This window comes from Agromyces sp. Y782 (assembly GCF_059445405.1).
This window is the reverse complement of sequence record NZ_JCAIUG010000001.1, coordinates 1164257-1188766: the sequence shown is the minus strand read 5'-3', so window position 1 is coordinate 1188766 and position 24510 is coordinate 1164257. Positions and strand designations below refer to the sequence as shown.

Genomic DNA, 24510 nt, shown 5'->3' with positions numbered 1-24510 from the left:
TACTCGACCAGCGGGTGGACGGCCCTGACGGGCCTACTCGAACGACGAACGCAGTTCGCGCAGAGACAGGAGCAGGAACCATGGAACGCATCGATTGCGACGTCGTCATCGTCGGCGCCGGGGCATCCGGACTCACCGCCGCCAACCGGCTGAAGGACGCCGGCAAGTCCGTCGTCGTGCTCGAGGCCCGTGACCGCATCGGCGGCCGCCTCTGGACCGACGACATCGACGGCGCGATGCTCGAGATCGGCGGCCAGTGGGTCTCGCCCGACCAGGACGCGCTCATCGAGACACTGGGTGAACTCGGGCTCGAGATGTACTCGCGCTACCGCGAGGGCGAGAACGTCTACATCGGGCCCGACGGCGTGCTGAAGAGGTTCGAGGGCGACATCTTCCCGGTGCCGGTGAAGACCGAGAACGAGATCGTCGGCCTCATCGAGAAGCTCGACGCCCTCGTCGCCGAGATCGACCCCGACCGGCCGTGGGCGCACCCGCGCGCGAAAGAGCTCGACGAGATCTCGTTCGCGCACTGGCTCGAGACCCAGACCGATGACCTCGAGGCGCGCCTGAACGTCGCCATGTTCATCGCCGGTGCCATGCTCACGAAGCCCGCGCACGCGTTCTCGGCGCTGCAGGCGCTGCTGATGGCGGCATCCGCGGGCTCGTTCTCGAACCTCGTCGACGCCGACTTCATCCTCGACAAGCGGGTCGTCGGCGGCCTCCAGCAGGTGCCGCTGCGTCTCGCCGAGCGACTCGGCAACGCGGTGCGCCTCGGCCAACCCGTGCGCACCGTTCGCTGGAGCCCGGGTGCTCCGGCTTCGGGCGTCGTCGCGGTGACGGACTCCCTCGAGGTGCACGCGAAGCACCTCGTGCTCGCGCTGCCGCCGATTCTGATCAGCCGCATCTCATATGAGCCGCCGCTGCCGCGTCGCCAGCAGCAGCTGCACCAGCACCTCTCGATGGGCTTCGTCATCAAGGTGCACGCCGTCTACGAGACGCCGTTCTGGCGAGATGCGGGACTCAGCGGCACGGCGTTCAGCCCGTACGAGCTGTGCCACGAGGCCTACGACAACACGAACCACGGCGACCCGCGCGGCACCCTCGTGGGCTTCGTCTCCGACGAGGAGGCCGACGGCGTCTTCTCGCTCACGGCAGCGGAGCGAAAGACCAAGATCCTCGAGTCGATGTCGCACTACTACGGGCCCGAGACGCTGGACCCGGTCGTCTACTACGAGAGCGACTGGGGTTCCGAGGAATGGACCCGCGGCGCCTACGCCGCGAGCTTCGACATGGGCGGTCTCGCGCGCTACGGCGCCGACCTCCGCACGCCGGTCGGGCCGATCCACTTCTCGTGCTCCGACATGGCAGGCAAGGGCTACCAGCACGTCGACGGTGCCATTCGCGTCGGCCGCGAGGTCGCCGCCGAGATCCTCGGGGGGCAGTGATGCCCACCCGCATCGTCGTCGGCTACATCGCCAACGACAGCGGCGCCGACGCGCTCGCGCTCGCGACGCGCATCGCACGAGCGAGCGAGGCCGTGCTCGAGGTCGTCATCGTGCTGCCGAGCGAAGCCCGAAACAGCGTCGTGCCGACGGATGCCGGATACGAACGATTCCTCAGGGAACGCTCGCGCACGTGGTTGGCCGAGGCCTCCGCCGCGCTCGGCGACGATGTCGCCCAGTCGCTGCACATCCGCTACGCGGAGTCGTTCGCCGAAGGGCTGATCGCGGCCGCGCACGAGTTCGAGGCGATGCTCGTCGTCGTCGGCGCGGCGCGCGGCGGCATCCTCGGGCGTTCGCGCATCGGCTCGGTCGCGAACGAACTGCTGCACTCCTCCGACGTGCCGGTGGCGCTCGCGCCCGCGGGTTCGCGCGAGGTGTCGCCCGGGCAGGGCGTCACCCGCATCACCGCCGCGGTCGGCACGCGTCCCGGCGCCGAGGGGCTGCTCGAGGCATCCGTTCGCCTTGCACGCCTGACCCATGCGCCGCTGCGACTGCTCTCGCTCGTCTCCATCGACCTGCCCGCAGGCCTGGACGAGGAACTCGCCGACCTCACGAGCACCGTGCACGCCGACGAGGTGCTGCTCGCCGCCCGGCGCGCGCTACCCTCCAGCGTGGAGGCCACCGCCGTCACGGCGAAAGGCGCCACCATCGAGGCCGCCGTGCAATCACTCGACTGGCATGCGGGCGAGCTCGTGCTCGTCGGCTCCAACCGGCTCGCGACACCGAGCCGCCTGTTCCTCGGCTCGACGGCGGCGAAGATGCTGCGCGAGCTGCCGGTGCCGATGATCGTGGTGCCGCGCACCGCGAACGCCAGCGCACACTGACCCACTGAAAGAGACCGCAATGACGCATCCCTCAGAATCGACAGCCCCGCTCACGGAGGCATCCCGCGCCATCGACGGCTCCGAGCACGGCATCTCGAAGAAGGGGCTCTCAGCGGGATCGGTCGGCCTCATCGGCGCGATCGTCATCGGCATCTCGTGCATTGCGCCCGCGTACACGCTGACGGCTGCGCTCGGCCCGACGGTGTCGGAGGTCGGCGTGCAGGTGCCGGCGATCATCCTCGTCGGGTTCATCCCGATGCTGCTCGTCGCCTTCGGCTATCGCGAGCTGAACCGCCGCATGCCCGACTCGGGCACCTCGTTCACGTGGGCGACGCGCGCGTTCGGGCCATGGGTCGGCTGGCTCGCCGGGTGGGGGCTCGTCGCTGCGACGATCCTCGTGCTGTCGAACCTCGCGGGCATCGCCGTCGACTTCCTCTTCCTGTTGATCTCGCAGATCGCGGGCAATCCCGAGATCGCCGACATCGCCGCGAACCCGCTCGTCAACGTCGTGACGTGCCTGCTGTTCATGCTCGGTGCGACCTGGATCTCGTACCGCGACATGCAGACGACGCAGAAGCTGCAGTACTGGCTCGTCGGCTTCCAGGTGCTCGTGCTCGTGATCTTCTCCGTCGCGGCGCTCGTCGAGGTCGCGAACGGCGATGCGTTCGATGCGACTGCGATCGACTGGTCGTGGTTCAACCCGTTCGCCATCGACTCGTTCTCGGCGTTCGCGGCAGGCCTCTCGCTCTCGATCTTCATCTTCTGGGGCTGGGACGTCACACTCACGATGAACGAGGAGACCCGCGGGTCGGAGAAGACGCCCGGCCGCGCGGCGACCATCACGGTCGTCACGATCGTGGTGCTCTACCTGCTCATCGCGGTCTCGCTCATCGCCTTCGCGGGCGTCGGCACCGGCGAGTTCGGTCTCGGCAACCCCGACATCCAGGACAACGTGTTCTTCCATCTCGCCGGCCCCATTCTCGGACCGCTCGCGGTGCTCGTCTCGCTCGCGGTGCTCACGAGCTCGGCGTCTTCACTCCAGTCGACCTTCGTCTCACCGGCGCGCACCCTGCTCGCGATGGGGCACTACGGCGCCCTGCCCGAGAAGTTCGCGAAGGTCAGCCCGCGCTTCTTCACGCCCGGGTACGCGACGATCGTCTCGGCGATCGTGGCATCGGCCTTCTACGCGGTCATGCGCTTCGTGAGCGAGAACGTGTTGTGGGACACGATCACCGCCCTCGGCATGATGATCTGCTTCTACTACGGCATCACGGCGTTCGCGTGCGTCTGGTTCTTCCGCTCGGTGTGGTTCCGCTCCGTGCGGAACTTCTTCTTCACGCTCCTGTTCCCGCTCGTCGGCGGCGTGATCCTCGGAGTGCTGTTCTTCACGACCCTGATTGACAGCATGGACCCCGACTACGGATCGGGTTCGTCGGTCTTCGGCCTCGGGCTCGTCTTCGTGCTCGGCATGGTGGTGTTGCTCTCGGGCGCCGTCATCATGCTCTGGCAGTGGCGCAAGCGCCCAGCGTTCTTCCGTGGCGAGACGCTCTCGCGGGCGGTCGCAGAGGACTGAGCGGTCGCGAGGTGGCTCGGCGTCGGCAAGCGCTGACTCACCCGTTGGTCATGTGGCGAGCGAAGCGAGACCTCGCGAGGGGTCTCGATACGCGTCCTCCTTCGTCGGGCGCTACTCGACCGGCGGCTACTCGACGGGTGGCTACTCGACCGGCGCTACTCGACCGGCGATTTCTGGCCCACTGCATAGACTGGCGGGGTGCCAGTGAACCCCGAGCTGCAGGGGCGGGTCCTCCCGCCGACCGAGCCCTACCTCGTCGGTCGTGAGAAGGTGCGCGAGTTCGCCCGCGCCGTCTTCGCGACGAACCCGATCAACCTCGACCCCGAAGCGGCGCGTGCTGCCGGGTACGCCGATGTCGTCGCGCCGCCGACGTTCCCGATCGTCGTGCAGGAGCGCACGCTCGCCCAGCTGCTCGCCGAGCCCGACGCCGGCATCGACTTCTCCCGCGTCGTGCACGGCGACCAGCGCTTCACCTACACCCGCCCGGTGGTCGCGGGCGACCTGCTCACCGCGACCCTCACCGTCTCGAGCGTGAAGTCGCTCGGCGCCCACTCGATCGTCGTCGCCGAGTCCGTCATCGTCGATGCCGATGGCGCCCACGTGGTCACCGCCCTGTCGCAGCTCGTCGTGCGAGGAGAAGACTGATGCCGACTCCCGATTTCGCATCCCTCACCGTCGGTGACATCGTCGCCGAGGAGTCGTTCCCGCTCACCCGTGACTCGCTCGTGCGGTACGCCGGCGCCTCGGGCGACTTCAACCCGATCCACTACCGCGACGACGTCGCAGCCGAGGTCGGCCTGCCCGGCGTGCTCGCCCACGGCATGCTCACCATGGGCTTCGCCGTGCAGCCCGTCGTCGACTGGGCCGGCGATCCCGGCCGCATCGCCGACTACCAGGTGCGGTTCACTCGCCCCGTCGTGGTCGACCCCGAGACCGGTGCGACTGTCACGGTCACCGCGAAGGTCGGCCTGCTCGATGAGGCAGCGACCGTCGCCCGCATCGACCTCACCGTCAAGCTCGGCGACGACACCGTGCTCGGCAAGGCGCAAGTGCGCGTCGATCTCGACACGCGCTCCGCGCTACTCGATCCAAGCGCCTGACATGAGCGGCGACATCCGCTTCTCGGAGCTCACGACCCTGCGGGTCGGCGGGCCGATCGACCGACTCGTCACGGCGACGACGCAGCGCGACCTCGTCGACGTCGCGAACGAGGCATGGGCGACGGATGCCCCGTGGCTCGCGCTCGGCGGCGGCTCGAATCTGCTCGTCGGCGACGAGGGCTTCGATGGCACGGTGATCCGCGTCGCGACGCGCGGCATCGAGGTGCTGCCTCCGCATGAGTCGAGCCTGGGGTCGAGGCTCGGGTCGAGTAGCGACGAAGGAGCGTATCGAGACCAAGACGACGCAGCGTCTCGAGACCGCGAGCACTCAGCTCGACTGCGCGTGCAGGCGGGCGAGTCGTGGGACGACCTCGTGGCGTGGACCGTCGAGCACGGCTACTCGGGCATCGAGGCACTTTCGGGCATTCCCGGCTCAGTCGGTGCGGCGCCCGTGCAGAACATCGGCGCCTACGGGCAGGAGCTCGAGTCGACGCTCGTCGCGATCGAGTTCCTCGACGAGGGAGCCGACGCTCCCCGTCGCATGACCGCCGCCGAGCTCGAGCTCGGGTATCGCACCTCGGTGCTGAAGCAGGGCCTCCGCGGCATCGTCGTCACAGTCGAGCTCGAACTGCACGACACCGCCGCCGAGCGGGCGGTGCTCGGAGAGGCCCTCGGTCGGCCGATCGCCTACGGGCAGCTCGCCGACGCGCTGCACGTGCAGCAGGGCGACCGGGTGCCCATCGCCAAGGTTCGCGAGAGCGTGCTCGCGCTGCGTGCTTCGAAGGGCATGGTGCTCGACCCCGCCGACCCCGACTCGGTGAGCGCCGGCTCGTTCTTCACGAACCCGATCGTCTCCGAGCACGTCGCCCGGTCGTTGCCCGCCGGCGCTCCGCGGTGGTACGTCGAACCCGAGGCGGCCGACGAGGTGACCCCGCTCGGCGCGCTCGCGTCGGAGTCGCCACTCGACGCGTTTCTCGCGCACCAGGCCGAGCTCGAGACATCCGTGACCGTCACGGATGCCCCGGCCGACGAACCGCTCGTGAAGCTCTCGGCCGCATGGTTGATCGAGCAGTCCGGTGTGCGCCGCGGGTTCGCCCTGCCCGGCTCGCGGGCGGCGATCTCGTCGAAGCACACGCTCGCGCTCACGAACCGCGGCGACGCGACCGCCGATGAGATAGCGGCACTCGCACGGTTCGTGCAGAGCCGAGTGCAGGCCGAGTTCGGCATCCTGCTGCGGCCGGAGCCGGTGCTCGTCGGCGTCGAGCTGTAGCGCCCTCCGACGGTTCCGACGGCGAAGCGACGCGGATCGAGCCCCGCCGGGCAGGCAGAGGTCGATTCGCGTCACTTCAGCGTGCGGATGTCGCGGGGCGACGGGTCAGCTGCGGCGCTGGCGCTCGCCGCGTCGGATGAGGCCGACGATGCCGAACAACGCCACGATGACACCCACGGCGGCGACCGCGTAGAGGGCGGCGGCGAGCGGGCTCAGTGTCGTGAGCCACTCGCCGACCGCATCTCGGCGCGAGGGATCGACGATGACCCAGAGGGTCGTCGCGGCCATTGCCCCGAAGAGCAACGCCCAGACGAGGGCCCCCCATCGCACCGTCGGGCGGGCGGCGGCAGCGCTCGCGTCGGAGTCACTGCTCGCGGGCGGCGTGGCCGCCGGTGGGGAGAGTGCAGGGTCGCCCCAGTCGGCGAGGATCGCGGTGACGGCGGCATCCGCGTCACTCGGAGCGGTTGGCGCCTGCTCGCCGGAATTCGGGGTGCTCGTGGTCATGGTCATGCTCCTTCGCGGATCTCGATGTACACCATGCCGGATCCCTGTTCGAGCACGATCTTCGCGTCGGCGGGGGTATCGCCCGGGCGGTACTCGCTGACCCCCGTCTCGCCGCCGAGCATCAGGGCACCGCGGTCGAGCCCTTCGAGCTGCGGGGTCGTGCTCACCGAGCCATCGGCAGGGTAGACGAAGAGCTGAATCGGGCCGGCCTCGCTCGCATCGAGCAGGATCTGCGAGTCCGCCTCGATCGTGATCCACGAGTTGCCGGTGCCTTGTCGGAGCTCGATGACGGGTGCATAGGCGCCGAAGAGGGAGGGTGTCGCATAGAAGGACGCGTCGCCGAACGGCTGCACGAGTTGCTGCGAGTGGCCGAGCGAGATGCCGTACCCGGGCGGCACGAGTGATCCCTGCGGAACGATCGAGGCGACGAGCACGGCGATGGACATCGACACCGTGGCGATGGTCGTCGTGAAGGCGAGAGCTCCGCTGCGTCGTCTCCGGAGCGCCGCCACGACCATTCCGACCGCGAGGAGGAGCGTCGCGACCGCGAAGGCGATCGGGATCGCGTACCCGGCCACATTCGGTGTGCCGAGCGACCAGATCGCCGCGATCGACCCGGCGACGACGGCGAGACCGAGGAACGCGAAGACGAACGCGGCACTCGCGCGAGGCCGGCAGGCGCGTCGCGCCGCTCGCGCCTCATCGGCCTGTGCCGTGAGCAGGCGGGCCTTCTCCTTGTTCTCCGCGGCAGCGAGGGCTCGTGCGGCGCGTTCGGCGTCGTCGTGGCCCGCCTTCCACTCGGCGTGCGAGACGCGCCACGCCTCGTGCTGCGCGCGCCACTCGGCGATCGCGGCGGCATCGGCGCCCTCGGCGGGAACGGCGGGTTCGACGTTCGGCACGGTTGCGGCGGTACCGAGTGCGGCGGAGGCAGGCGGAGGGGTCAGCCCGTCGACGGGGTCGGTGCCGATGTCAGGGTAGGCGGTGCTGGTCGGTGACGCGGAGGAACCGGCGGTTCCCGGCCCGGTCGTCGCCGAGGCATCCGTCGCGAACGCTGTCGTCGAGTGGTACCCCGGAGCGGCGGCGGTCGCCGCGGAAGCCATTCGCGGCCCACCGCCGCCCGGGGAGTTCTGGGAGGCTCGCCGTGCGAGCCAGATGACGAACGTGACGATCGCGCCGACGACGATGAGCACCCACAGCACGCGCAGCGGCCAGGCGATGTCGATGCCGGCGACCGAGCCCCACGAGTACGGTGTCCAGTCGGGCCACCAGCGCCAGCCGAGCCATCCGCCCTGAACGAGCGGGATGAGCCCGATGACGCCCATGACGGCGATGCCGACGATCGCCGGGTCGACGACGCCCCGGGTCAGTCGCTCGAAGTGGATCTCGCCGTCGGTGTCGGGCAGCAGCAGCCAGGCGATCGCGTACAGCAGCACGAACGGCGCACCGAGCACCGCGATGACCACGACGATGCCGCGCACGATGATCGGGTCGATGCCGAGGCGAGCGGCGACGCCCGCGCAGGCCCCGCCGAGCCACCCCGCACGCCGCGGCACGCCGAGTCGGCGCAGCCACGGGTAGAAGCCGGTGCCGGTGCCCGGCGCGGGTGTCCCCGGCGCGGGTGTCGCCGCGCCGGGTGCACCGGAGGATGGAGCCGACCCGGCCGCCCCATCGGCAGACGTGCCGGGCGCCGCGGAGTCCCCATTCGCGTCGTCCGGCATTGGGTCCGCCTCTGGGGCAGTCGGGTTCGTCTCCATGCTTCGATGCTGGCAGCGATGACGGATGCTCCGCCATGGGGTGAATCCCTGATTCGACCCTGACCGTGGGGCCGGGGCCGGGGGCGAAGCGGCTCAGTCTGATTGGATGGCACTCATGCAGTCGAGCGCGGAATCGGTGACGCATGCCGCTGCGACCCACGAGTCGGCGCCCCGCATGACGCGCCCGCGCTCGTGCGTCGCGACCGGCGTCGCGGCGGGGCTCGCGACCCACCTCGGCTGGCCGGTCTGGGTCGTGCGCGCCGCGTTCGTGGTGACGAGCCTCGCCGGCGGTGCCGGACTCCTGCTCTACGTGTGGCTCTGGGTGTTCACGCCATGGGCGCCGGGCGATGAGCGTCCGACCCGGCGCGCGCCCGTCGCCTGGCTGCTCGTCGTCGCCTCGACCGTGTCGCTCCTCACCGCTTGGGTCATGAGCTGGCGCGTCGCCCAAGCGGGCGGCAACGGGCTCGAGTGGTGGATCGGCGCGGTGCTCGCCGGGGTTGGCTTCGCCGCGGCATCCGGGGCATGGGCGACCTTCATCGACCGGCCCGACCCCGAACGCGGCCCTCGCAACGAACTCGCCATCCGGATCGTCGCGACGGCGCTGCTCGCGATCACCGCGCTCGCACTCGTCTTCGGCCCGAATGCAGCCTGGTATCCCGTGCCGACCTTCGCGGCAGCGCTCGCCGCGGTGCTCGGTATCGGGCTCGTCTATGCGCCGACGCTCGTGACCGCGTGGCGAGACCTCACCGCCGAGCGCACGAAGCGCATCCGCGAGGAGCAGCGCAGCGAGATCGCCGCGCACCTGCACGACTCGGTGCTGCAGACGCTCGCCCTCATCCAGAACCGGGCCGGGGCGACGAGCGAGGTCGCACGCATCGCACGTGCACAGGAGCGGGAGTTGCGCGACTGGCTCTTCGAGGGCGACACTCCGGCCGACAGCGATCTCGGCACCGACCTGCGCGACTTCGCGGCAGCGCTCGAGATCGACTACGCGGTGACGGTCGATGTCGTCGTCGTGGGGGAGTCGCGCGAGAGCGCGAGCGGCGAAGTCGCGGCAGCCGCGCGTGAAGCGATGCTGAATGCCGCGCGACACGCCGGCGGGGAGGTGTCGGTGTACGTCGAGTCGACGCCCGACACGGTAGAGGTGTTCGTGCGCGATCGCGGGCCCGGGTTCGCGATCGCCGAGGTGCCGGGCGACCGGCTCGGCGTGCGCGAGTCGATCATCGGCCGCATGCGCCGTTCGGGTGGCTCCGGCGAAGTGCGCACGGGCGTCGGTGGTGTCGGCACCGAGGTGCGCCTGCGGTTCCCGGCCGAATGGACGGAGACGGTTCGTGGCTGAGCGCGTGCGGGTCGTCATCATCGACGACCATTCGATCTTCCGGTCGGGTCTGAAGGCCGACCTCGACGATTCCATCGAGGTCGTCGGCGAGGCGCACGATGTCGAGTCCGCCGTCGCGGCCGTGACGGATGCCGCGCCCGACGTCGTGCTCCTCGACGTGCACTTGCCCGGGGTGGCCGTGCCGGCGGGCACGAGCGGCGGTGCCGAAGTGATCCGGCGCGCCGCGGCATCCGTGCCCTCGACTCGATTTCTCGCGCTCTCGGTCTCGGACAAGGCCGAAGACGTCGTCGGCGTCATCCGTGCCGGGGCCAGGGGCTACATCACGAAGGGCTCGTCGGGGGCAGACGTCAGTCGCGCCGTGCACGCCGTCGCGGGAGGTGACGCCGTGTTCTCACCGAAGCTCGCGGGTTTCGTGCTCGATGCCTTCGGCGCCGCGGTCGGCGAGACGGCCTCGGCGAGCGATGAGCTCGACCGGCTCTCGGCCCGCGAGCAGGAGGTCATGCGGCTGATCGCTCGCGGCTACGCCTACAAAGAGGTCGCGGCCGAGCTCTTCATCTCGACGAAGACGGTCGAGACGCACGTTTCCGCGGTGCTGCGCAAGCTCCAGCTCTCGAGCCGCCACGAGCTCACGGCATGGGCGAATGCGCGGCGGTTGCTGTAGTCGCGCTCGCCGGGAACGTCGGTTCGCAGACCGAATGACACCACGATCAGGAAACCGCCGGCCGGTCGACCTACCAGATAGTGCCGCCGCCGACCGAGATGCCGCCCCACGTGAGCGCGATGAAGATCGCGGCGAACACGACGGGCGCGATGCCCGTGCCGCTGCGCGCGAGTCCCTTGAGGAGGGCGATCACGGCGAGGATCGCGGCGACGATCGAGAGGCCGCCGCCGAGGATCAGCCCGATGAACAGCGGGATGGGCATGAGCACGAGGCCGGCCAGCGCGAACCAGAACGCGGCCCAGGCAGCCGGATTGGAACGGCGTTCGACGGAAGAGGACATGCTTCATTATCTCGTGTCCGCAGCCCGCAGCCCGCAGCCCGCAGCCCGTGAGACCCGTGCTGTCTCCCGTCCGCATCGGTACCCTCACGGGCAGACGCGAACCGTGCGTCCATCGAAGCTGACGATGTCTCCGAGCTGCAGCTGTCGTCCGCGTCGGCGATCAACCTCGCCGTTCACGGGCACAGCCCGCGGCGAGACTACCGAGCCGTGTCGCGCGCGAGCAGCACGTCGCGCACTTCGCGGCGCAGCACCTTGCCGATGAGCGAGCGCGGCAGTTCGTCGAACTCCTCGATGCGGCGCGGCACCTTGTACGGTGTCAGGCTCGTGCGGCAGAAGTCGCGGAGCGCGGCCTCGTCGAACACCGCTCCCTCGCGAAGTTCCACGCCCGCGGCGACGGCTTCGCCGCCCGAGGCGCGGGGCAGGCCGACGACCGCGGCGCCGCGCACGTCGGGGTGCGCGAGCAGTGCCGCCTCGACCTCCGACGGCGAGACGTTGAACCCGCCCGTGATGATGAGCTCCTTCAACCGGTCGACGATCGTGACGAAGCCGTCGTCGGAGACGTGCACGATGTCGCCGGTGCGGAGCCACTCGCCCGGTAGCAACGTCTCGGCCGTCTCCGACGGTCGGCGCCAATACCCCTGGAAGACCTGCGGGCCGCGCACGAGCAGTTCACCGGACTCGCCGGCCGGCCGGTCGACATCTGGGTCGTCGGGGTCGACCACTCGGATCTCGGTGCTCGGGAACGGCACTCCGACGGTGCCGGGGCGACGGGTCGGCCCCATCGGGTTGCCGAGCGAGATCGGCGACGACTCGGTCATGCCGTAGCCCTCGACGAGCAGCCCGCCGGTGGCGCTCTCCCAGCGATCGACCGTCGCGATCGGCAGGCTCATCGCGCCCGAGATGGCGTACCGGATGCTCCGGAGTGCACGCGGGCGGTGCTGGGTGGCACGCACGAGCTGATCGTAGATCGGCGGCACCGCGGGCAGGAACGTCGGCGGCGAGTGCCGTGCTGCGTCGAGCACGAGACCCGAGTCGAATTTCGGGAACAGCACGAGTCTGGCGCCGATGCTCATCGCGACCGTCAGGCAGAGGGTCATGCCGTAGGCGTGGAAGAGCGGCAGCACTCCGTAGAAGACCTCCTCGCCCTCGAGGAGGCCCGGCACCCATGCGCGACCCTGCATCGCGTTGGCGCGCAGGTTGCGGTGGCTGAGCACGGCGCCCTTCGGGCTTCCCGTGGTGCCGCTCGTGTACTGCAGCACCGCCGTGTCGTCGAGCGAGGGCCGCGGATGCCGCGTGGCCAGTGCCCGCCGGGAGGTGAGACGCTCCCACGGCACGAGCCCCCGCGCGCGCGGCTTCGAGGTGAGCGCGGCACGGGAGCGCCGCGCCTTCGGGATCGGCAGGCGCAGCGCCATCCGCTTGCCCAGCGGGAGCGCCCGCGTGAGGTCGACGGCCACCGTGTGCTCCGGCCGGATGTCGCTGGGGAACTCCGCGACCGTGTCGGCGATGCTGTCCCAGACGATCGCGACGCGGGCGCCGTGGTCTTCGAACTGGTGCCGCAGCTCGGGGGGCGTATAGAGCGGGTTGTGCTCGACGACGATGGCGCCGAGCCGCAGCACCGCGTAGAACGCCACGACGTGCTGCGGGCAGTTCGGCAGGACGAGTGCGACCCGGTCGCCCGGACCGACGCCGAGCCGGCGCAGCCCCTCGGCGGCCGAAGCGATCTGCGCCCCGAGCTCGCGGTAGCTGGTCTCGGCCCCGAAGAACTCGAGCGCCGTGCGGCGACGGAATCGGCCGACGGCATCGTCGATCATGTCGACGAGGGTCTGCGTCGGCTCTTCGATCGTCGGCGGCACGCCCTCGGCGTAGTGGTCGAGCCATGGCCGGTGTTCATACGGGTTCATGCGTGCCTCCGCTTCAAGCGTAGGCGGCATCCGCTGTGCCCGATCCGAGTCGGCCGCGGCTCAGATGAGCCCGAGCTCCATCGCGCGCGTCACGGCGCGAGTGCGGTCGCTCACCTCGAGCTTCTCGAACACGTGCAGGAGGTGCGTCTTCACGGTCGCCTCCCCGATGAAGAGCGCACGGGCGATCTCGGGATTCGAGCGGCCGTCGGCCACGAGTCGCAACACGTCGAGCTCGCGCGGCGAGAGCGACGGCAGGTCGACGGATGCCGCATCCGCACGCACTCGCGAGACGAGCTTCGCCGCGATCGACGGCGCGAGCACCGTCTCCCCGGCGGCGACCGCACGGATGCCCGCGACGATCTCCGCCTGAGGCGCCGCCTTCAGCAGGTACCCGCTCGCGCCCGCCTCGATCGCGGCGAGGATGTGGTCGTCGGTCTCGTAGGTCGTGAGCACGAGCACGCGGGTGCCGGGCACCTCCGCGACGATGCGCGCGGTGGCGGCGGCGCCGTCGAGCTCGGGCATGCGCAGGTCCATCAGCACGAGATCGGGGCGTTCGGATGCCGCGACTGCAACCGCATCGGCGCCGTCGGCGGCCTCCCCGACGACCTCGAGGCCGGGCTCGGATTCGAGCAGGCCCACGATGCCCGCGCGCACGATCGGGTGGTCGTCGGCGACGACGATGCGGATCGCGGCGGTCATGGGGTCTCCTCGGTGGTGGGTCTCGATACGCGTCCTCCTACGTCGGGCGCTACTCGACCAGCGGGAGTGTTCGTTGGTCGAGTAGCGAGCGAAGCGAGAGTATCGAGACCGGGCGCGGAGGCGGGCGCGCGGGGAATGCCGACGCGCAGCACGGTGCCGCCCGCCTCACCGGGTTCGATCGAGAACGACCCGCCGACGAGGGCGGCCCGGTCGCGGATGCCGGCGAGCCCGAAGCCCGACTCGCCGGGCACCGCGGCCCCCGGCCCGACACCGTCGTCGGCGACGGTGAGCACGACCTCGCCGTCGCCGGCCTCGACGGTCACGGTCGCGTGCCGGGCCCGGGCGTGCTTGCGCACGTTCCCGAGCCCCTCTTGAGCTGACCGCAGCAGCACGACTTCGGTGTCGCGACTGAGCTCGGAGTCATCCGTCGTCACGGTGACCCGAACTCCCGTCTCGCGCTCGAAGCCCGCGGCGAGCCGCCGAAGTGCATCGGGGAGCCCTGCGGACGAATCCACCGGTGCCAGTGAGGCGACGAGCCCACGTGCCTCGGTGAGGGTGTCGCGCGCCATCTGCTCGATGAGTTCGACGTCGGCGCGAGCGGATGCCGCGGCGACGCCTTCGACCGGAGCGAGTCGGTTGCCCGTGCGCTGGGCCACCATCACGAGTCCGGTCAGGCTCTGCGCGATCGTGTCGTGGATCTCGCGCGCGAGCCGCCCGCGCTCCTCGACGACTCCGGCGTCGCGGTGCATCGCGGCGAGCTGACCCTGCGCCGCCTGCAGTTCGTCGAGCAGTGCAGCGCGTTCGACACCGTAGGCGGCGATGCGCGTGATCCACAAGCCGAGCGCGATGCTGAAGCCGACCGAGATCGCCGCACTGACGACCCCCGTGACGATGCCCTCCGGGCCGAGCTGCACGGAGTACCCGATCATGAGGGCGACACCGATGAGCAGGTTCGCTGCGATCGCGGCACGAGTCGATGGCGCCGTCGTCCAGATGAACGGGTAGACGAACACCTGGATGATCGCGAACGACGGTTCGAACGAGCTGCCGATGCCGACGAGCACAGCGAACCCGATCGAGACCGCGAGGTGCGGCCCGAGGCGATCAACCCCGAGATGGCGGCGAGCGTAGGCGAAGTAGAAGGCGAGGAATGCGGCGCTGGTCGCCCAGACTCCCCAGTCGTTCGGGCCGTACGGCGGCGGGTCCATCAGGCTGAACAGCACGATGACGGATGCCACGGCGATCGCCGCGACATCCCACCATCGTCTGTTCAGCACAGAGCTACCTTCGCACGCCCACTACGAATCACGTCGGATCCACCGGAAGGTGACTCGCGTCAGCACGAACCCGACCACGAGCCAGACGCCGAGTGCGATCGCGATGCCGCCGAGATTCCACTCGCCGCCCTGCTCCAGGGCCTCCCACCCTTCGGGCAGGAACACCGAGCGCATGCCCTGGGCGATCCACTTGAGCGGGAACAGGCTCGCGATGTTCTGCAGCCACTCTGGCAGCATGTTCCATTGCAGGTAGACGCCCGAGATGAACTGCAGCAGCAGCACGATCGGCACGACGACGGCACTCGCGCTCTTGCCCGAGCGCGGCAGCGCCGACAGGGCGATGCCGATGAGCGAGCACGTCGTGAGACCGAGCAGGAACACCCACGCGAACGTGAGCCACTTCGCCGGGTCCGTCGGCAGATCGACGCCGAGCACGAGCCACCCGGCGAGGATCAGCAGCGCCGCTTGCAGCACTCCGGTCACGAACACCTGGCCGATTTTGCCGAGGAAGTAGGCGACCGGTGAGAGCGGGGTGCCGCCGAGGCGTTTCAGCGTGCCGTTCGACTTCTCACCGGCGATGTCGACCGCGAGGTTCTGCACCCCCGAGAGGAGGATGCCGGCGGCGAGCATGCCGGGCAGGTACAGGGCGCCGATCGAGATCTCCGCGCCGGGAGGGCCGACCTCGCCCGAGGCGCTGAAGGCCGCGCTGAAGATCGCGAGCATCACGAACGGGAAGAAGAAGGTGAAGAACAGCGAGTCAGGTGCGCGGAAGTACGCCTTCGTCTCGACGCCGAGGCGCGAGGCGCCCTGGGCCAGCAGGTTGGTGGTCATGCGAATGCCTCCTCGGCGATGGTGTCGGGAATCGCGCTCTTCACGAGCCCCAGGTAGATGTCTTCGAGAGTGGGGCGGATCACCTCGAGGCCGGCCGGCTCACGGCCGAGTTCACCGACGACGGATGCCACGAGCAGGCCGGGCTCGTCGGTGCGCATCTCGCGCGTGGCGCCTGCGGCATCCCGCCACCGCACGATGGGCACACGGGCCTCGACGCCGCCGATCTCGTCGATGCCGCCGACGTCGACGAGTCGCCCGTCGGCGATGACGCCGGCGCGGTCGGCGAGCTGTGCGGCCTCGTCGAGGTAGTGGGTGGTGAGCACGATGGTCGTGCCGTCGGATTTCAGTGAACGGATGAGGTCCCAGAACTGTCGGCGTGCCTCGGGGTCGAACCCGGTGGTGGGTTCGTCGAGGAAGAGCAATTCGGGTCGACCGACGATGCCGAGTGCGACATCGACGCGTCGCTGCTGGCCGCCCGAGAGCTTGGCGATGCGCGTGTTCGCCTTCGCCTCGAGTCCGACGGCGGCGATCACCTCGGTAACGTCACGCGGGTTCGGGTAGAGCGAGGCGATGTGACGCAGCATCTCGGTCACGGTGAGAACTCCGGTCTCACCGCTCGACTGCAGCACGATACCGAGCCTCGCCTTCCAGTCGAGGCCGCCGCGAGCCGGGTCGACGCCGAGCACGCTCACCTCGCCCGAGGTGCGCAGCCGATACCCCTCGAGGATCTCGACGGTCGTCGACTTGCCCGCCCCGTTCGGGCCGAGCAGGGCGAAGGTCTCGCCGTGCGCGATGTCGAGATCGAGGCCGTCGACGGCGGCGAACCCGCCGTAGTTCTTTCGGAGCCCGCGGATCCGCACTGCGGCTTCCGTGCGCTGTGCCGTGGTGCCCGTTGCGGGAGCTGTTGTTTCCATGCTCCGAGACTGCCCGCTCGGCGATCTCCGCGATAGCGTCCGGCCGGTCGATTCGCGCATCCACCGGTCGGTGGATGCCTCAGTCGCGGCGGGGTTCTGGCAGCTCCGCGAGTCTCCGTTCGAGGAAGCGTCGTTCAGGCCCGGTGGGCGCGAGCCGGATCGCATCGCGGTAGCGCATCGTCGCCTCGTCGGTTCGGCCGCTCCGACGGAGGAAATCAGCCTGGGTGGCGGCGAAGAGGTGGTAGTCGGCGAGGCGGCCGGATGCCTCGAGCTCGCCGAGCGCGTCGAGTGCGCCGGCGAGGTCGCCGGCAAGGCCGAGCGCGACCGCGTGATTGAGGTCGACGATCGGCGATGGCGAGACCGCACGGAGTCGGTCGTAACATCCGACGATCGCCGTCCAGTCGGTCTCGTCGGCGGTGCGCGCTCGGCTGTGCACCGCTTGGATCTCGGCCTGCAGCCGGTAGGCGCCCGATGCCGCGTGGGGCGGCTCGCCTGCCGGTGCGTCGATCAGTGCGAGTCCCTCGTCGATCTCGGCGGCGTTCCATACTGAGCGGTCCTGCTCGTGCAGCGGCACGAGCTCGCCGCCGGCATCGACGCGGGCGGCCGAACGCGCGTGCTGCAGGAGGAGCAGGGCGAGCAGGCCGCGCGCCTCGCTCGAGTCGGGCAGCAGGCCGGCGACGAGCCGGGCGAGTCGGATCGCCTCCTCCTGCAGATCGAGGCGCAGCAGTCGATCACCCGACGAGGCGAGATAGCCCTCGTTGTGCACGAGCATGAGCACGGCGAGCACCCCGCCGAGCCGCTCGGGGAGGTCTTCGGGCCCAGGGACCCGATAGGGGATGCCGGCGTTCTTGATCTTGCGCTTGGCGCGCACGAGCCGCTGCGCCATCGTCGCCTCGGGCACGAAGAACGCCCGGGCGATCTCGCCGGTTTCGAGGCCGCCGACGGTGCGGAGCGTGAGCGCCACACGGGCCTCGAGTGGCAGGGCAGGGTGCGCGCACGTGAAGACGAGCCGCAACCGGTCGTCCCACTCGGGCGAGGCGGCCGCGATTTCGGCCGGATCGGTCGGCGCCTTGCCCCCTCTCATGTCGTCCATCGCGATCCACTCCCTGACCTTGCCCGACTCGACTCCGCGCCGGCGCAGCACGTCGAGCGCCCGATTGCGCGCCACCGTCGTGAGCCAGGCGCCGGGGTTGCGCGGGATGCCCTCGACCGGCCACCGCCGTGCCGCTCGCTCGAACGCGTCGGCGGCCGCCTCCTCCGCCACATCCCAGTCGCCGGTCGCCCTGATGAGCGTCGCGACGATGCGCGTCCACTCCTCGCGGTACACGAGGGCGACCGCGTCGGTGACCTCGGCGGCGCTGCTCATCCGGCTCCGGACGCCGTATTGCGGCCCACGTCAGTCCTGGTCGTCCGGGTGGAACGGCCGCAGCTCGATGCGGCCACCGCGGGCCATCGGATGCCTCGACGCGACCTCGATGGCCTGATCGAGGTCGTCGCACTCGAGGATGTCGAATCCGGCGATCCACTCCTTGGATTCGGTGAAGGGGCCGTCGGTGATGAGCACCTCGCCGTTCCGCACCCGCACGAGCGTGGCATCAGCCGGCGGGCGCAGACGCTCGCCGAGAACCCGCACTCCGCTCCCGTCGTTCTCGGCGACCCAGTCCTCGATGTCGATGCCTTCGTCGCCTGAACGGTCGGGGTCGAGGTCGGTGGCGACGAACATCATGTAGCGCATGAGTACTCCTTCGGTTCGGTATCACGGTATGCCCATGCGACGAACGGGAGGTCCTGGAATCGACACGTTGACGGATGCCTCGCCGAATCGGTTCGGCGGAGAGTCTCCGACAGGTGTCGATCGCAGCCGCCGCCGTTCGTCGCATGGGCATACCGTGAACGCAGAAGGAGCGTGCGATGGAAATCATGATGTTCGTGGTCGCCGACCCAGAGGTCGACGCCGGCGAGGTCGACCAGGTGGCATCCGCCGAATGGGATCGCGTGATGGCCGAGCGCGGGGTGTTCAAGCGCGCGATGCGCCTGCGTCCCGTCGACGAGGCGGTGACCGTGCGGGTGCGCGGCGGCGAGGTGCTCGTCACCGACGGCCCCTTCACCGAGTCGAAGGAGTGGATCGCGGGCTACGACCTGCTCGAGGTCGCCGACCTCGATGAGACGATCGAGATCGCGAAGAGCGACGAGCTGGCCCGCCATGGCGCCCTCGAGTTGCGGCCGGTCTGGCCGATCGGGTCGGGGGAGTGACGCGATGGAGTTCATGATGTTCGTCGCGACCGACCCCGACGCCGAACCGTACCGGCCCGAGGAGGACAACATCGGCGATTGGGTCGAGGAGATGACGGAGCGAGGCGTCGCGGTCGCGGGCGATCGGCTGCGGCCGCCCGAGTTCGCGAAGACCGTGAGGGTTCGCGGCGAGGACGCCCTCGTCACCGACGGCCCGTTCACCGAGTCGAAGGAGTGGATCGCCGGGTTCGACGTCATCGAGGTGCGCGATCTCGACGAGGCCATCGAGGTCGCGTCGAAGCATCCGATGGCCCGTTTCGGGCGGATCGAGCTGCGTCGTGCCTGGCCGCTCGGCTCAGCGGAGCCCGAGTCGATGTCGCAGGCGCGACCTGACGCCGGATAGCGCGCTGGCCGCCCGATCGCTCAGTGCGGCAGCACGAGCAGCACGCCGAGCACGACCATGACGACCGCGATCACCGCGTCGAGCACGCGCCAGGCGCGGGGGCTGCCGAGCACGCCGCCGAGCAGTCGCGCGCCATAGGCGAGGCCGAAGAACCAGAGGATGCTCGCGACACCAGCACCCGCGGCGAAGGCCCACCGGCCGTCGCCGTGGGTGTTCGCGACCGAGCCGAGCAGGAACACCGTGTCGAGGTAGACGTGCGGATTCAGCCAGGTCAGGGCGAGGCAGGTGAGCACCGCGGCCGCGAGTCCGGTGTTGCGCCGCGCGAGCGTCGCGACGGGCGAACCGGATGCCGCGGGGCCGGCGGTTGCCGAAGGCGCCCCGCCCTCGGCATCCGTCGGCCCCCCGGCATCCGTCGCCCTCGTGCCGGTGCCGGCGCGACTCGTGCTCGCTTCCATCTCGCTCGGGTTCACGTCGAGTGCCGCTCCGCTCGGGCGCAGCGCCCGACGGGCGGCGAGCAGGCCGTAGCCGACGAGGAACGCGGCACCTGCCCACCGGATCACGTCGACGAGCCACGGCACCGCCGTCAGCACGGCGCCGATGCCCGAGACACCCACGACGATCAGCACGAAGTCGCTCAGCGCGCAGATCGCCGCGACCACGAAGACGTGCTCGCGCCGGATGCCTTGTCGCAGCACGAAGACGTTCTGCGCGCCGATGGCGACGATGAGCGAGAGGCCGAGGCCGAGACCGGCGAGCGCAGGGGACAGGAGCACGAGATCGAACGTACGGCCTCGCGGTGCATCATTCCAGCTCAAGATTCTTCAGTCGCATTAGCATGGCTACAGATGGAGATTCCACTCGACCTCGCCCGCACACTCGCCGTCGTCATCGACGAGGGCACGTTCGATGCGGCCGCGCGCCGGCTCCGCATCACGCCGTCGGCGGTCTCGCAGCGGGTGAAGGCACTCGAGCAGCAACTCGGCCGGGTGCTCATCGTGCGCTCGAAGCCCGCGCGCGCCACCGCCGCAGGTGCGCCGATCGTGCGCCTCGCCCGCCAGATCGCTCTGCTCGAGCACGACGCGCTCGCCGAGTTCGGCCTCGACGAGGCATCCGCTCGCCCGATCTCGGTGCCGCTCGCCGTCAACGCGGATTCGCTCGCCACCTGGTTCCTGCCCGCCCTTGCGCGCGTCGCCGAGCGGTTTCCCGTCGTCTTCGACCTGCACCGCGACGACCAGGACTTCACGGCGGGCCTGCTCGAATCGGGGGCGGTCATGGGTGCGGTCACCTCGCAGGCGACGCCGGTGGCCGGATGCCTCGTGCGACCACTCGGGGTCATGCGCTACGAGGCCGTGGCGACGCCGGGCTTCGTCGCACGCTGGTCGGGTGCGTCGGGTGCGTCGGGTGCGTCGGGTGCGTCGGGTGCGTCGGGTGCGTCGCTCACGTCGGGCGCTTTGGCAGCGGCGCTCGCGTCGGCGCCGCTCGTCGACTTCGACCGGCGCGACGACCTGCAGCGCGGGTTCCTCTCGGCGGCCGGCATCGACCCCGACACCCCGCCGCGCCATTACGTGCCGGCATCGAACGACTTCGCAACGGCGGTCAAGCTGGGCCTGGGCTGGGGCATGCTGCCGGCATTCCAGTCAACCGAGGAACTCGACCGCGGCGAGCTCATGCGACTCGGCGGCGCTCCGATCGACGTGCCCCTCTACTGGCAGCAGTGGAACCTGCGCTCGCCCCTCCTCGACGCGATCGCCGACGAGCTCGCCGCAGAGGCGCAGCGGGCACTGCGCTGACGCGCGTCAGCCGAAGAGGCGCTGCAACCGCTGCACGCCCTCGAGCAGGGGTGCGTCGCCGAGCGCGTAGCTGAAGCGCAGGTAGCCGCTCGGGCCGAAGGCCTCGCCCGGCACCGCCGCGACGTCGGCCTGCTCGAGCATGAGGTCGGCGAGCTCGAGCGACGTGGTCGGCGTGACCCCGCCCCACTCGCGGCCGAGCAGCCCCGAGACTTCGGGGTAGACGTAGAAGGCCCCCTGGGGCACGGGAACCGTGACGCCCCCGATCTTCGAGAGCTCGGCGACGATCGTGCGGCGGCGACGGTCGAACGCCTGCCGCATCTCTTCGACCGCGTCCTGCGGGCCGTTGAGCGCGGCGATCGCGGCGCGCTGCGAGATGTTCGACACGTTCGACGAGAGGTGCGACTGCAGGTTCGCGGCGCCCTTGATGATGTCGGCGGGACCGACCATCCAGCCGAGTCGCCATCCCGTCATCGCATAGGTCTTCGCGACGCCGTTGACGAGGATCGTCTGGTTCGCGATCTCGGGCACGGCTTCGACGATCGACACCGCGCGGGGCGGCACCCCGTCAGGCGCGTCGGCGTACGTGAGGTTCTGGTAGATCTCGTCGGAGACGACCCAGATGCCGTGCTCGAGGGCCCATTCGCCGATCTCGCGCACCTGGTCGGGCGGGTAGACCGCGCCGGTCGGATTCGACGGCGAGACGAAGAGCAGCACCTTCGTGCGATCGGTGCGGGCGGCTTCGAGCTGGTCGACCGTGACGAGGTAGCCCTGGTCGGCGCCCGCGAAGACGTCGACCTGCACGCCGCCGGCGAGCTTGATCGCCTCGGGGTAGGTGGTCCAATACGGCGTCGGCACGAGCACCTCGTCGCCCGGGTCGAGCAGCGCCTGGAACGACTGGTAGACCGCTTGCTTGCCGCCGTTCGTGACGACGACCTGCCCCGGGGAGATCTCGAGGCCCGAGTCGCGCAGGGTCTTCGCGGCGACCGCCTCCCGCAGGTCGGGCAGGCCGGCCGCGGGCGTGTAGCGGTAGTTCTTCGGGTCGTGCGTGGCCGCGAGTGCCGCCTCGACGATGTACTCGGGCGTCGCGAAGTCGGGCTCGCCCGCCGCGTACGAGATCACCGGGCGCCCCCCGGCCTGCAGGGCCTTCGCCTTCGCATCGACCTTGAGGGTCGCGGACTCGGCGATGGCGGCGATGCGGGCGGAAAGACGGGGCTTCTCGGTCACCGTTCCAGCCTACGGGTTGCGCGTCGCGTGCGCCTGGTTGTGAATCGCATCGATAAGTGGCGGCACTTTCGCGGCGCTATCTGTCACCCCCGCCGCCCGTAGGAGGATCCTCCTGCGGGCACATTGTTCTGACCACGAGGCACTGCCCGTACGACCTCCGCCGTTTGAGAGCCATGCACCGATCTCAACGACCCCTGTAGCTTCAGGAGCCCGACGTCAGGCCGACAGGTGCCCTCGTGCCGCGAAGTGGCTGATCTCCAGCGGTCCCGCCTCCGGGCGGAGGATGACCTTGGACAGGTAGAGCGGTCGAGGGCCCAGGTGAACGGTCTGGGTCACGATCAGAACAGGCGAGGTGGGCCGGATCTCCAGCAGCTTCGCGCGGACCGCCCCCGGCGTGCCGGCGGTCAGTTCCGAACGGCCTGTGCCGAAGGCCGGTCCGAGCTCGGCCGTCAGAGAGCCGAGGCAGGTGCGCTCTCGATCGATGTTCTCGACGAGCTGCTGCACCTGCGTGCCGAATGTGTGGAGATTTTCTCCCGCTGGGAGGTGTTCCTGGACCAGCGCGACGGCGTCGCCATTGCTGGACAGCACGGACTCGATGAACAGACTCGGTGACGTCGACGCGATGCCCAGACCCTCGGCGATGAACGACGCCGACTCCCGCTGCAACGTCACCTCAGTCCGGCTGACCGAGAGATCATGGAACCGGTCCGAGAGAATCTGTTCCATCGGGCGCAGGCGCTCGAAGCCGGCAGCCGGCTGAGCTGCGGAGACGATCCGGCCGATTCCTCGGCGTGATCGGAGGAGACCGTCCTCCTCCAGCAACAGCAGCGCTTCTCGCACGACTGTGCGGCTGACCTCCATCGCCTCGCCCAGCTCGCTCTCGCTGGGGAGCAACGAGTCAGGTGGCAGGGCACCTGCGCGGATGGCGCTCGCGATCCGGTCGTAGACCTCGACCCGAAGCGGAACTCCCGGCCGTGGAGTGATGGGGCCCTGCAGAACTGTCACGGAACAATCAAATCATATGCATATGTCAGACTTGCCTGTATGACAGGCTCGTCCTACCCGGTAGTCTCCGTGCTCCGAACCCGGCACACCGGGTATCTGCTGTTCACTTCCCTGCTCGGACGGCTGCCCGGCGCGATGGCGGCTCTCGCGATCGTGCAGCTCGTCCGATCGACGAGCGGGGATTTCGCTTTCGCCGGGCTGATCACGGCCGTCTACGTCGTAGCCGGCGCCGCGGGACAACCACTTCTCAGCAGGGTCATCGACCGGATCGGGCAGGTCGCTGTTCTCGCCGTCAGCGGCATCCTGAGTTTTCTGGCGTTCACCGGTATGGCGTTGACGCTCGACCCGGCGCCGGGTGCGGCGCTTGCATTTGCAGCAGCCGCAGGAATCTTCACGCCGCCGCTCGAGCCGGCGCTTCGTGCACTTTGGCCACGCCTGGTGGGCCCCGGCCCCCAATTGAAGGCTGCCTTCAGTCTGGACGCCGGCGCCCAGGAGATCATCTTCATCATCGGCCCCCTGCTAACCGTCGCCGGTATCACCGCCTTCGGCCCGATCGGCAACCTGTTGTTCGCCGGCGGGCTCGGCCTGATCGGTGCGCTCGCGTTCATCATCAACCCCGCCCCACGAGCTGCCTCGATGAAGCGGCGCAGCGACGTCGCCGAGCAACCCGTCGTGCGATCTCCCATTCTCATGCCCGCCGTTTCGCGGGTGGCCGCATTCACGTTCGGAATCGGCGTTCCCGTCGGAGCGCTCACAATCGTTGCGACCGCCTCTGAGGCTGCTCGAGCCGACGCTGGACTGGCCGGGTGGATCCTGGCCGTGAACGCCCTCGGCGCTCTGACGGGCGCAACTGTCGTCGGCCTGCGGCCACTGGGCTCCACTCCAGAGCGTCTGCTCACCCTGTGCGGCATCCTTCTCGCTGCCGGGTATCTCCCGCTCGCCGTCACAGCTCTTCCGACCTGGGCCTACGTCGTCGCCGCAGGAATCTCAGGGCTGATGCTCCCACCGACGCTCGGTCAGGTCTTCGAACGCATCTCTCAGCTCAGTCCGCCCGATGCTCTCACTGAGGCGAATGGCTGGGTCGTCAGCGCCATGACGCTCGGAGTGGGCGCCGGCACGCTCGTGGCGGGTGTGATCGTCGGCGTGTCCGGCACATCGGCGGTGATGTGGATCGTTCTCGGCGCATCCGCACTCACGACGCTGCTGGCGCTGATCGCTCTGCCAACCAGCTCGCCCCCTCTCGGTGAGCCCCGGACGGCATGAGTCTCAGCGACTTCGTACTGGATTGTCTGGAGGACGTGACCTAGCTGTTCTTAAGGTGGTCCTTCAACGAACGTCCGCAAGCGGATCCATTTTGCGTGTGAAGT

General features: G+C 69.8%; 25 protein-coding genes and 1 pseudogene. 12 read left to right on the top strand and 14 right to left on the bottom strand.

Annotation, left to right across the window (positions count from 1 at the left end; translation table 11 throughout):
* Nucleotides 1-80: 80 nt before the first annotated feature.
* From AC1C2S_RS05520 to AC1C2S_RS05495, 6 genes are all read left to right on the top strand, one after another.
* Nucleotides 81-1445, top strand: coding sequence for a flavin monoamine oxidase family protein (locus tag AC1C2S_RS05520; RefSeq protein ID WP_495351529.1), 1365 nt, complete (start codon nucleotides 81-83; stop codon nucleotides 1443-1445).
* Nucleotides 1445-2326, top strand: coding sequence for a universal stress protein (locus AC1C2S_RS05515; RefSeq protein ID WP_495351528.1), 882 nt, complete (start codon nucleotides 1445-1447; stop codon nucleotides 2324-2326). The genes AC1C2S_RS05520 and AC1C2S_RS05515 overlap by 1 nt, the downstream gene beginning before the upstream one ends.
* 19 nt (nucleotides 2327-2345) lie before the next feature.
* A complete protein-coding gene (locus AC1C2S_RS05510) occupies nucleotides 2346-3899 on the top strand; it encodes an APC family permease (RefSeq protein WP_495351527.1) in 1554 nt (517 codons plus the stop codon).
* A 198-nt stretch (nucleotides 3900-4097) separates the two neighbouring features.
* Nucleotides 4098-4544, top strand: a complete 447-nt coding sequence (locus AC1C2S_RS05505) for an FAS1-like dehydratase domain-containing protein (protein ID WP_495351526.1) — start codon at nucleotides 4098-4100, stop codon at nucleotides 4542-4544.
* On the top strand, nucleotides 4544-4999 hold the full coding sequence (locus AC1C2S_RS05500) for a MaoC family dehydratase (protein WP_495351525.1): 456 nt from the start codon (nucleotides 4544-4546) through the stop codon (nucleotides 4997-4999). Before AC1C2S_RS05505 ends, AC1C2S_RS05500 begins: the two co-directional genes overlap by 1 nt.
* Before the next feature lies 1 nt (nucleotide 5000).
* On the top strand, nucleotides 5001-6269 hold the full coding sequence (locus AC1C2S_RS05495; RefSeq protein ID WP_495351524.1) for a UDP-N-acetylmuramate dehydrogenase: 1269 nt from the start codon (nucleotides 5001-5003) through the stop codon (nucleotides 6267-6269).
* 105 nt (nucleotides 6270-6374) lie between these two features.
* Here the strand turns inward: AC1C2S_RS05495 and AC1C2S_RS05490 are convergent, their stop codons facing one another.
* Together AC1C2S_RS05490 and AC1C2S_RS05485 are read right to left on the bottom strand one after the other, a co-directional pair.
* A complete protein-coding gene (locus tag AC1C2S_RS05490) occupies nucleotides 6375-6773 on the bottom strand; it encodes a hypothetical protein (RefSeq protein WP_495351523.1) in 399 nt (132 codons plus the stop codon).
* A 2-nt stretch (nucleotides 6774-6775) separates the two neighbouring features.
* Complete coding sequence (locus AC1C2S_RS05485) at nucleotides 6776-8491, bottom strand: PspC domain-containing protein (protein WP_495351522.1); 1716 nt, start codon at nucleotides 8489-8491, stop codon at nucleotides 6776-6778.
* Nucleotides 8492-8633: 142 nt separating this feature from the next.
* Between AC1C2S_RS05485 and AC1C2S_RS05480 the strand changes: the two genes are divergently transcribed.
* The gene (locus AC1C2S_RS05480; protein WP_495351521.1) at nucleotides 8634-9866 is read left to right on the top strand and encodes an ATP-binding protein; all 1233 of its coding nucleotides are present in this window, start codon (nucleotides 8634-8636) and stop codon (nucleotides 9864-9866) included.
* On the top strand, nucleotides 9859-10527 hold the full coding sequence (locus AC1C2S_RS05475) for a LuxR C-terminal-related transcriptional regulator (protein ID WP_495351520.1): 669 nt from the start codon (nucleotides 9859-9861) through the stop codon (nucleotides 10525-10527). Before AC1C2S_RS05480 ends, AC1C2S_RS05475 begins: the two co-directional genes overlap by 8 nt.
* Nucleotides 10528-10597: 70 nt before the next feature.
* Here the strand turns inward: AC1C2S_RS05475 and AC1C2S_RS05470 are convergent, their stop codons facing one another.
* From AC1C2S_RS05470 to AC1C2S_RS05430, 9 genes and pseudogenes are all read right to left on the bottom strand, one after another.
* Nucleotides 10598-10867, bottom strand: coding sequence for a hypothetical protein (locus AC1C2S_RS05470; protein WP_495351519.1), 270 nt, complete (start codon nucleotides 10865-10867; stop codon nucleotides 10598-10600).
* Between the two features lie 84 nt (nucleotides 10868-10951).
* Nucleotides 10952-11050: pseudogene (locus AC1C2S_RS05465) on the bottom strand (RNA-binding S4 domain-containing protein); the annotation flags it as partial.
* Nucleotides 11051-11064: 14 nt separating this feature from the next.
* Complete coding sequence (locus AC1C2S_RS05460; RefSeq protein ID WP_495351518.1) at nucleotides 11065-12768, bottom strand: long-chain-fatty-acid--CoA ligase; 1704 nt, start codon at nucleotides 12766-12768, stop codon at nucleotides 11065-11067.
* A gap of 60 nt (nucleotides 12769-12828) precedes the next feature.
* Entirely contained in the window at nucleotides 12829-13467 is a 639-nt protein-coding gene (locus tag AC1C2S_RS05455) for a response regulator (protein WP_495351517.1), read from the bottom strand.
* Nucleotides 13464-14744 (bottom strand): sensor histidine kinase, encoded by a 1281-nt coding sequence (locus AC1C2S_RS05450; RefSeq protein WP_495351516.1) that lies wholly within the window; start codon nucleotides 14742-14744, stop codon nucleotides 13464-13466. Before AC1C2S_RS05450 ends, AC1C2S_RS05455 begins: the two co-directional genes overlap by 4 nt.
* Before the next feature lie 21 nt (nucleotides 14745-14765).
* Nucleotides 14766-15575 (bottom strand): ABC transporter permease, encoded by an 810-nt coding sequence (locus AC1C2S_RS05445; RefSeq protein ID WP_495351515.1) that lies wholly within the window; start codon nucleotides 15573-15575, stop codon nucleotides 14766-14768.
* Complete coding sequence (locus AC1C2S_RS05440; protein ID WP_495351514.1) at nucleotides 15572-16489, bottom strand: ABC transporter ATP-binding protein; 918 nt, start codon at nucleotides 16487-16489, stop codon at nucleotides 15572-15574. Before AC1C2S_RS05440 ends, AC1C2S_RS05445 begins: the two co-directional genes overlap by 4 nt.
* A 79-nt stretch (nucleotides 16490-16568) precedes the next feature.
* A complete protein-coding gene (locus AC1C2S_RS05435) occupies nucleotides 16569-17855 on the bottom strand; it encodes an RNA polymerase sigma factor (protein ID WP_495351513.1) in 1287 nt (428 codons plus the stop codon).
* Nucleotides 17856-17885: 30 nt separating this feature from the next.
* Nucleotides 17886-18224: a YciI family protein gene (locus AC1C2S_RS05430; protein ID WP_495351512.1), complete on the bottom strand. Its 339-nt coding sequence runs from the start codon at nucleotides 18222-18224 to the stop codon at nucleotides 17886-17888.
* Between the two features lie 176 nt (nucleotides 18225-18400).
* On the opposite strand from AC1C2S_RS05430, the gene AC1C2S_RS05425 reads away from it, so the two are divergent.
* Nucleotides 18401-18742, top strand: a complete 342-nt coding sequence (locus tag AC1C2S_RS05425) for a YciI family protein (protein ID WP_495351511.1) — start codon at nucleotides 18401-18403, stop codon at nucleotides 18740-18742.
* A gap of 4 nt (nucleotides 18743-18746) precedes the next feature.
* The gene (locus AC1C2S_RS05420) at nucleotides 18747-19124 is read left to right on the top strand and encodes a YciI family protein (RefSeq protein ID WP_495351510.1); all 378 of its coding nucleotides are present in this window, start codon (nucleotides 18747-18749) and stop codon (nucleotides 19122-19124) included.
* 20 nt (nucleotides 19125-19144) lie between these two features.
* Here the strand turns inward: AC1C2S_RS05420 and AC1C2S_RS05415 are convergent, their stop codons facing one another.
* Nucleotides 19145-19891, bottom strand: a complete 747-nt coding sequence (locus tag AC1C2S_RS05415) for a LysE/ArgO family amino acid transporter (protein WP_495353199.1) — start codon at nucleotides 19889-19891, stop codon at nucleotides 19145-19147.
* 78 nt (nucleotides 19892-19969) lie between these two features.
* Here AC1C2S_RS05415 and AC1C2S_RS05410 point away from each other — a divergent pair, with 78 nt between their 5' ends.
* Complete coding sequence (locus AC1C2S_RS05410; RefSeq protein WP_495351509.1) at nucleotides 19970-20914, top strand: LysR family transcriptional regulator ArgP; 945 nt, start codon at nucleotides 19970-19972, stop codon at nucleotides 20912-20914.
* Between the two features lie 6 nt (nucleotides 20915-20920).
* On the opposite strand, the gene AC1C2S_RS05405 is transcribed toward AC1C2S_RS05410, so the two are convergent.
* Together AC1C2S_RS05405 and AC1C2S_RS05400 are read right to left on the bottom strand one after the other, a co-directional pair.
* Nucleotides 20921-22138: a pyridoxal phosphate-dependent aminotransferase gene (locus AC1C2S_RS05405; RefSeq protein ID WP_495351508.1), complete on the bottom strand. Its 1218-nt coding sequence runs from the start codon at nucleotides 22136-22138 to the stop codon at nucleotides 20921-20923.
* Nucleotides 22139-22354: 216 nt separating this feature from the next.
* A complete protein-coding gene (locus tag AC1C2S_RS05400; RefSeq protein WP_495351507.1) occupies nucleotides 22355-23143 on the bottom strand; it encodes a GntR family transcriptional regulator in 789 nt (262 codons plus the stop codon).
* 39 nt (nucleotides 23144-23182) lie between these two features.
* Here AC1C2S_RS05400 and AC1C2S_RS05395 point away from each other — a divergent pair, with 39 nt between their 5' ends.
* Complete coding sequence (locus AC1C2S_RS05395) at nucleotides 23183-24406, top strand: MFS transporter (protein ID WP_495351506.1); 1224 nt, start codon at nucleotides 23183-23185, stop codon at nucleotides 24404-24406.
* The last annotated feature ends 104 nt before the right edge of the window (nucleotides 24407-24510 follow it).

Bases quoted from the DNA above. Each gene is read 5' to 3' on its own strand.
- AC1C2S_RS05420 (WP_495351510.1), top strand. From the start codon at position 18,747: ATGGAGTTCATGATGTTCGTCGCGACCGACCCCGACGCCGAACCGTAC.
- AC1C2S_RS05440 (WP_495351514.1), bottom strand. From the start codon at position 16,489: ATGGAAACAACAGCTCCCGCAACGGGCACCACGGCACAGCGCACGGAA.
- AC1C2S_RS05480 (WP_495351521.1), top strand. From the start codon at position 8,634: ATGGCACTCATGCAGTCGAGCGCGGAATCGGTGACGCATGCCGCTGCG.
- AC1C2S_RS05435 (WP_495351513.1), bottom strand. From the start codon at position 17,855: ATGAGCAGCGCCGCCGAGGTCACCGACGCGGTCGCCCTCGTGTACCGC.
- AC1C2S_RS05410 (WP_495351509.1), top strand. From the start codon at position 19,970: ATGGAGATTCCACTCGACCTCGCCCGCACACTCGCCGTCGTCATCGAC.
- AC1C2S_RS05425 (WP_495351511.1), top strand. From the start codon at position 18,401: ATGGAAATCATGATGTTCGTGGTCGCCGACCCAGAGGTCGACGCCGGC.
- AC1C2S_RS05455 (WP_495351517.1), bottom strand. From the start codon at position 13,467: ATGACCGCCGCGATCCGCATCGTCGTCGCCGACGACCACCCGATCGTG.
- AC1C2S_RS05515 (WP_495351528.1), top strand. From the start codon at position 1,445: ATGCCCACCCGCATCGTCGTCGGCTACATCGCCAACGACAGCGGCGCC.
- AC1C2S_RS05520 (WP_495351529.1), top strand. From the start codon at position 81: ATGGAACGCATCGATTGCGACGTCGTCATCGTCGGCGCCGGGGCATCC.
- AC1C2S_RS05460 (WP_495351518.1), bottom strand. From the start codon at position 12,768: ATGAACCCGTATGAACACCGGCCATGGCTCGACCACTACGCCGAGGGC.
- AC1C2S_RS05395 (WP_495351506.1), top strand. From the start codon at position 23,183: ATGACAGGCTCGTCCTACCCGGTAGTCTCCGTGCTCCGAACCCGGCAC.
- AC1C2S_RS05510 (WP_495351527.1), top strand. From the start codon at position 2,346: ATGACGCATCCCTCAGAATCGACAGCCCCGCTCACGGAGGCATCCCGC.
- AC1C2S_RS05445 (WP_495351515.1), bottom strand. From the start codon at position 15,575: ATGACCACCAACCTGCTGGCCCAGGGCGCCTCGCGCCTCGGCGTCGAG.
- AC1C2S_RS05470 (WP_495351519.1), bottom strand. From the start codon at position 10,867: ATGTCCTCTTCCGTCGAACGCCGTTCCAATCCGGCTGCCTGGGCCGCG.
- AC1C2S_RS05485 (WP_495351522.1), bottom strand. From the start codon at position 8,491: ATGCCGGACGACGCGAATGGGGACTCCGCGGCGCCCGGCACGTCTGCC.
- AC1C2S_RS05490 (WP_495351523.1), bottom strand. From the start codon at position 6,773: ATGACCACGAGCACCCCGAATTCCGGCGAGCAGGCGCCAACCGCTCCG.
- AC1C2S_RS05495 (WP_495351524.1), top strand. From the start codon at position 5,001: ATGAGCGGCGACATCCGCTTCTCGGAGCTCACGACCCTGCGGGTCGGC.
- AC1C2S_RS05500 (WP_495351525.1), top strand. From the start codon at position 4,544: ATGCCGACTCCCGATTTCGCATCCCTCACCGTCGGTGACATCGTCGCC.
- AC1C2S_RS05430 (WP_495351512.1), bottom strand. From the start codon at position 18,224: ATGCGCTACATGATGTTCGTCGCCACCGACCTCGACCCCGACCGTTCA.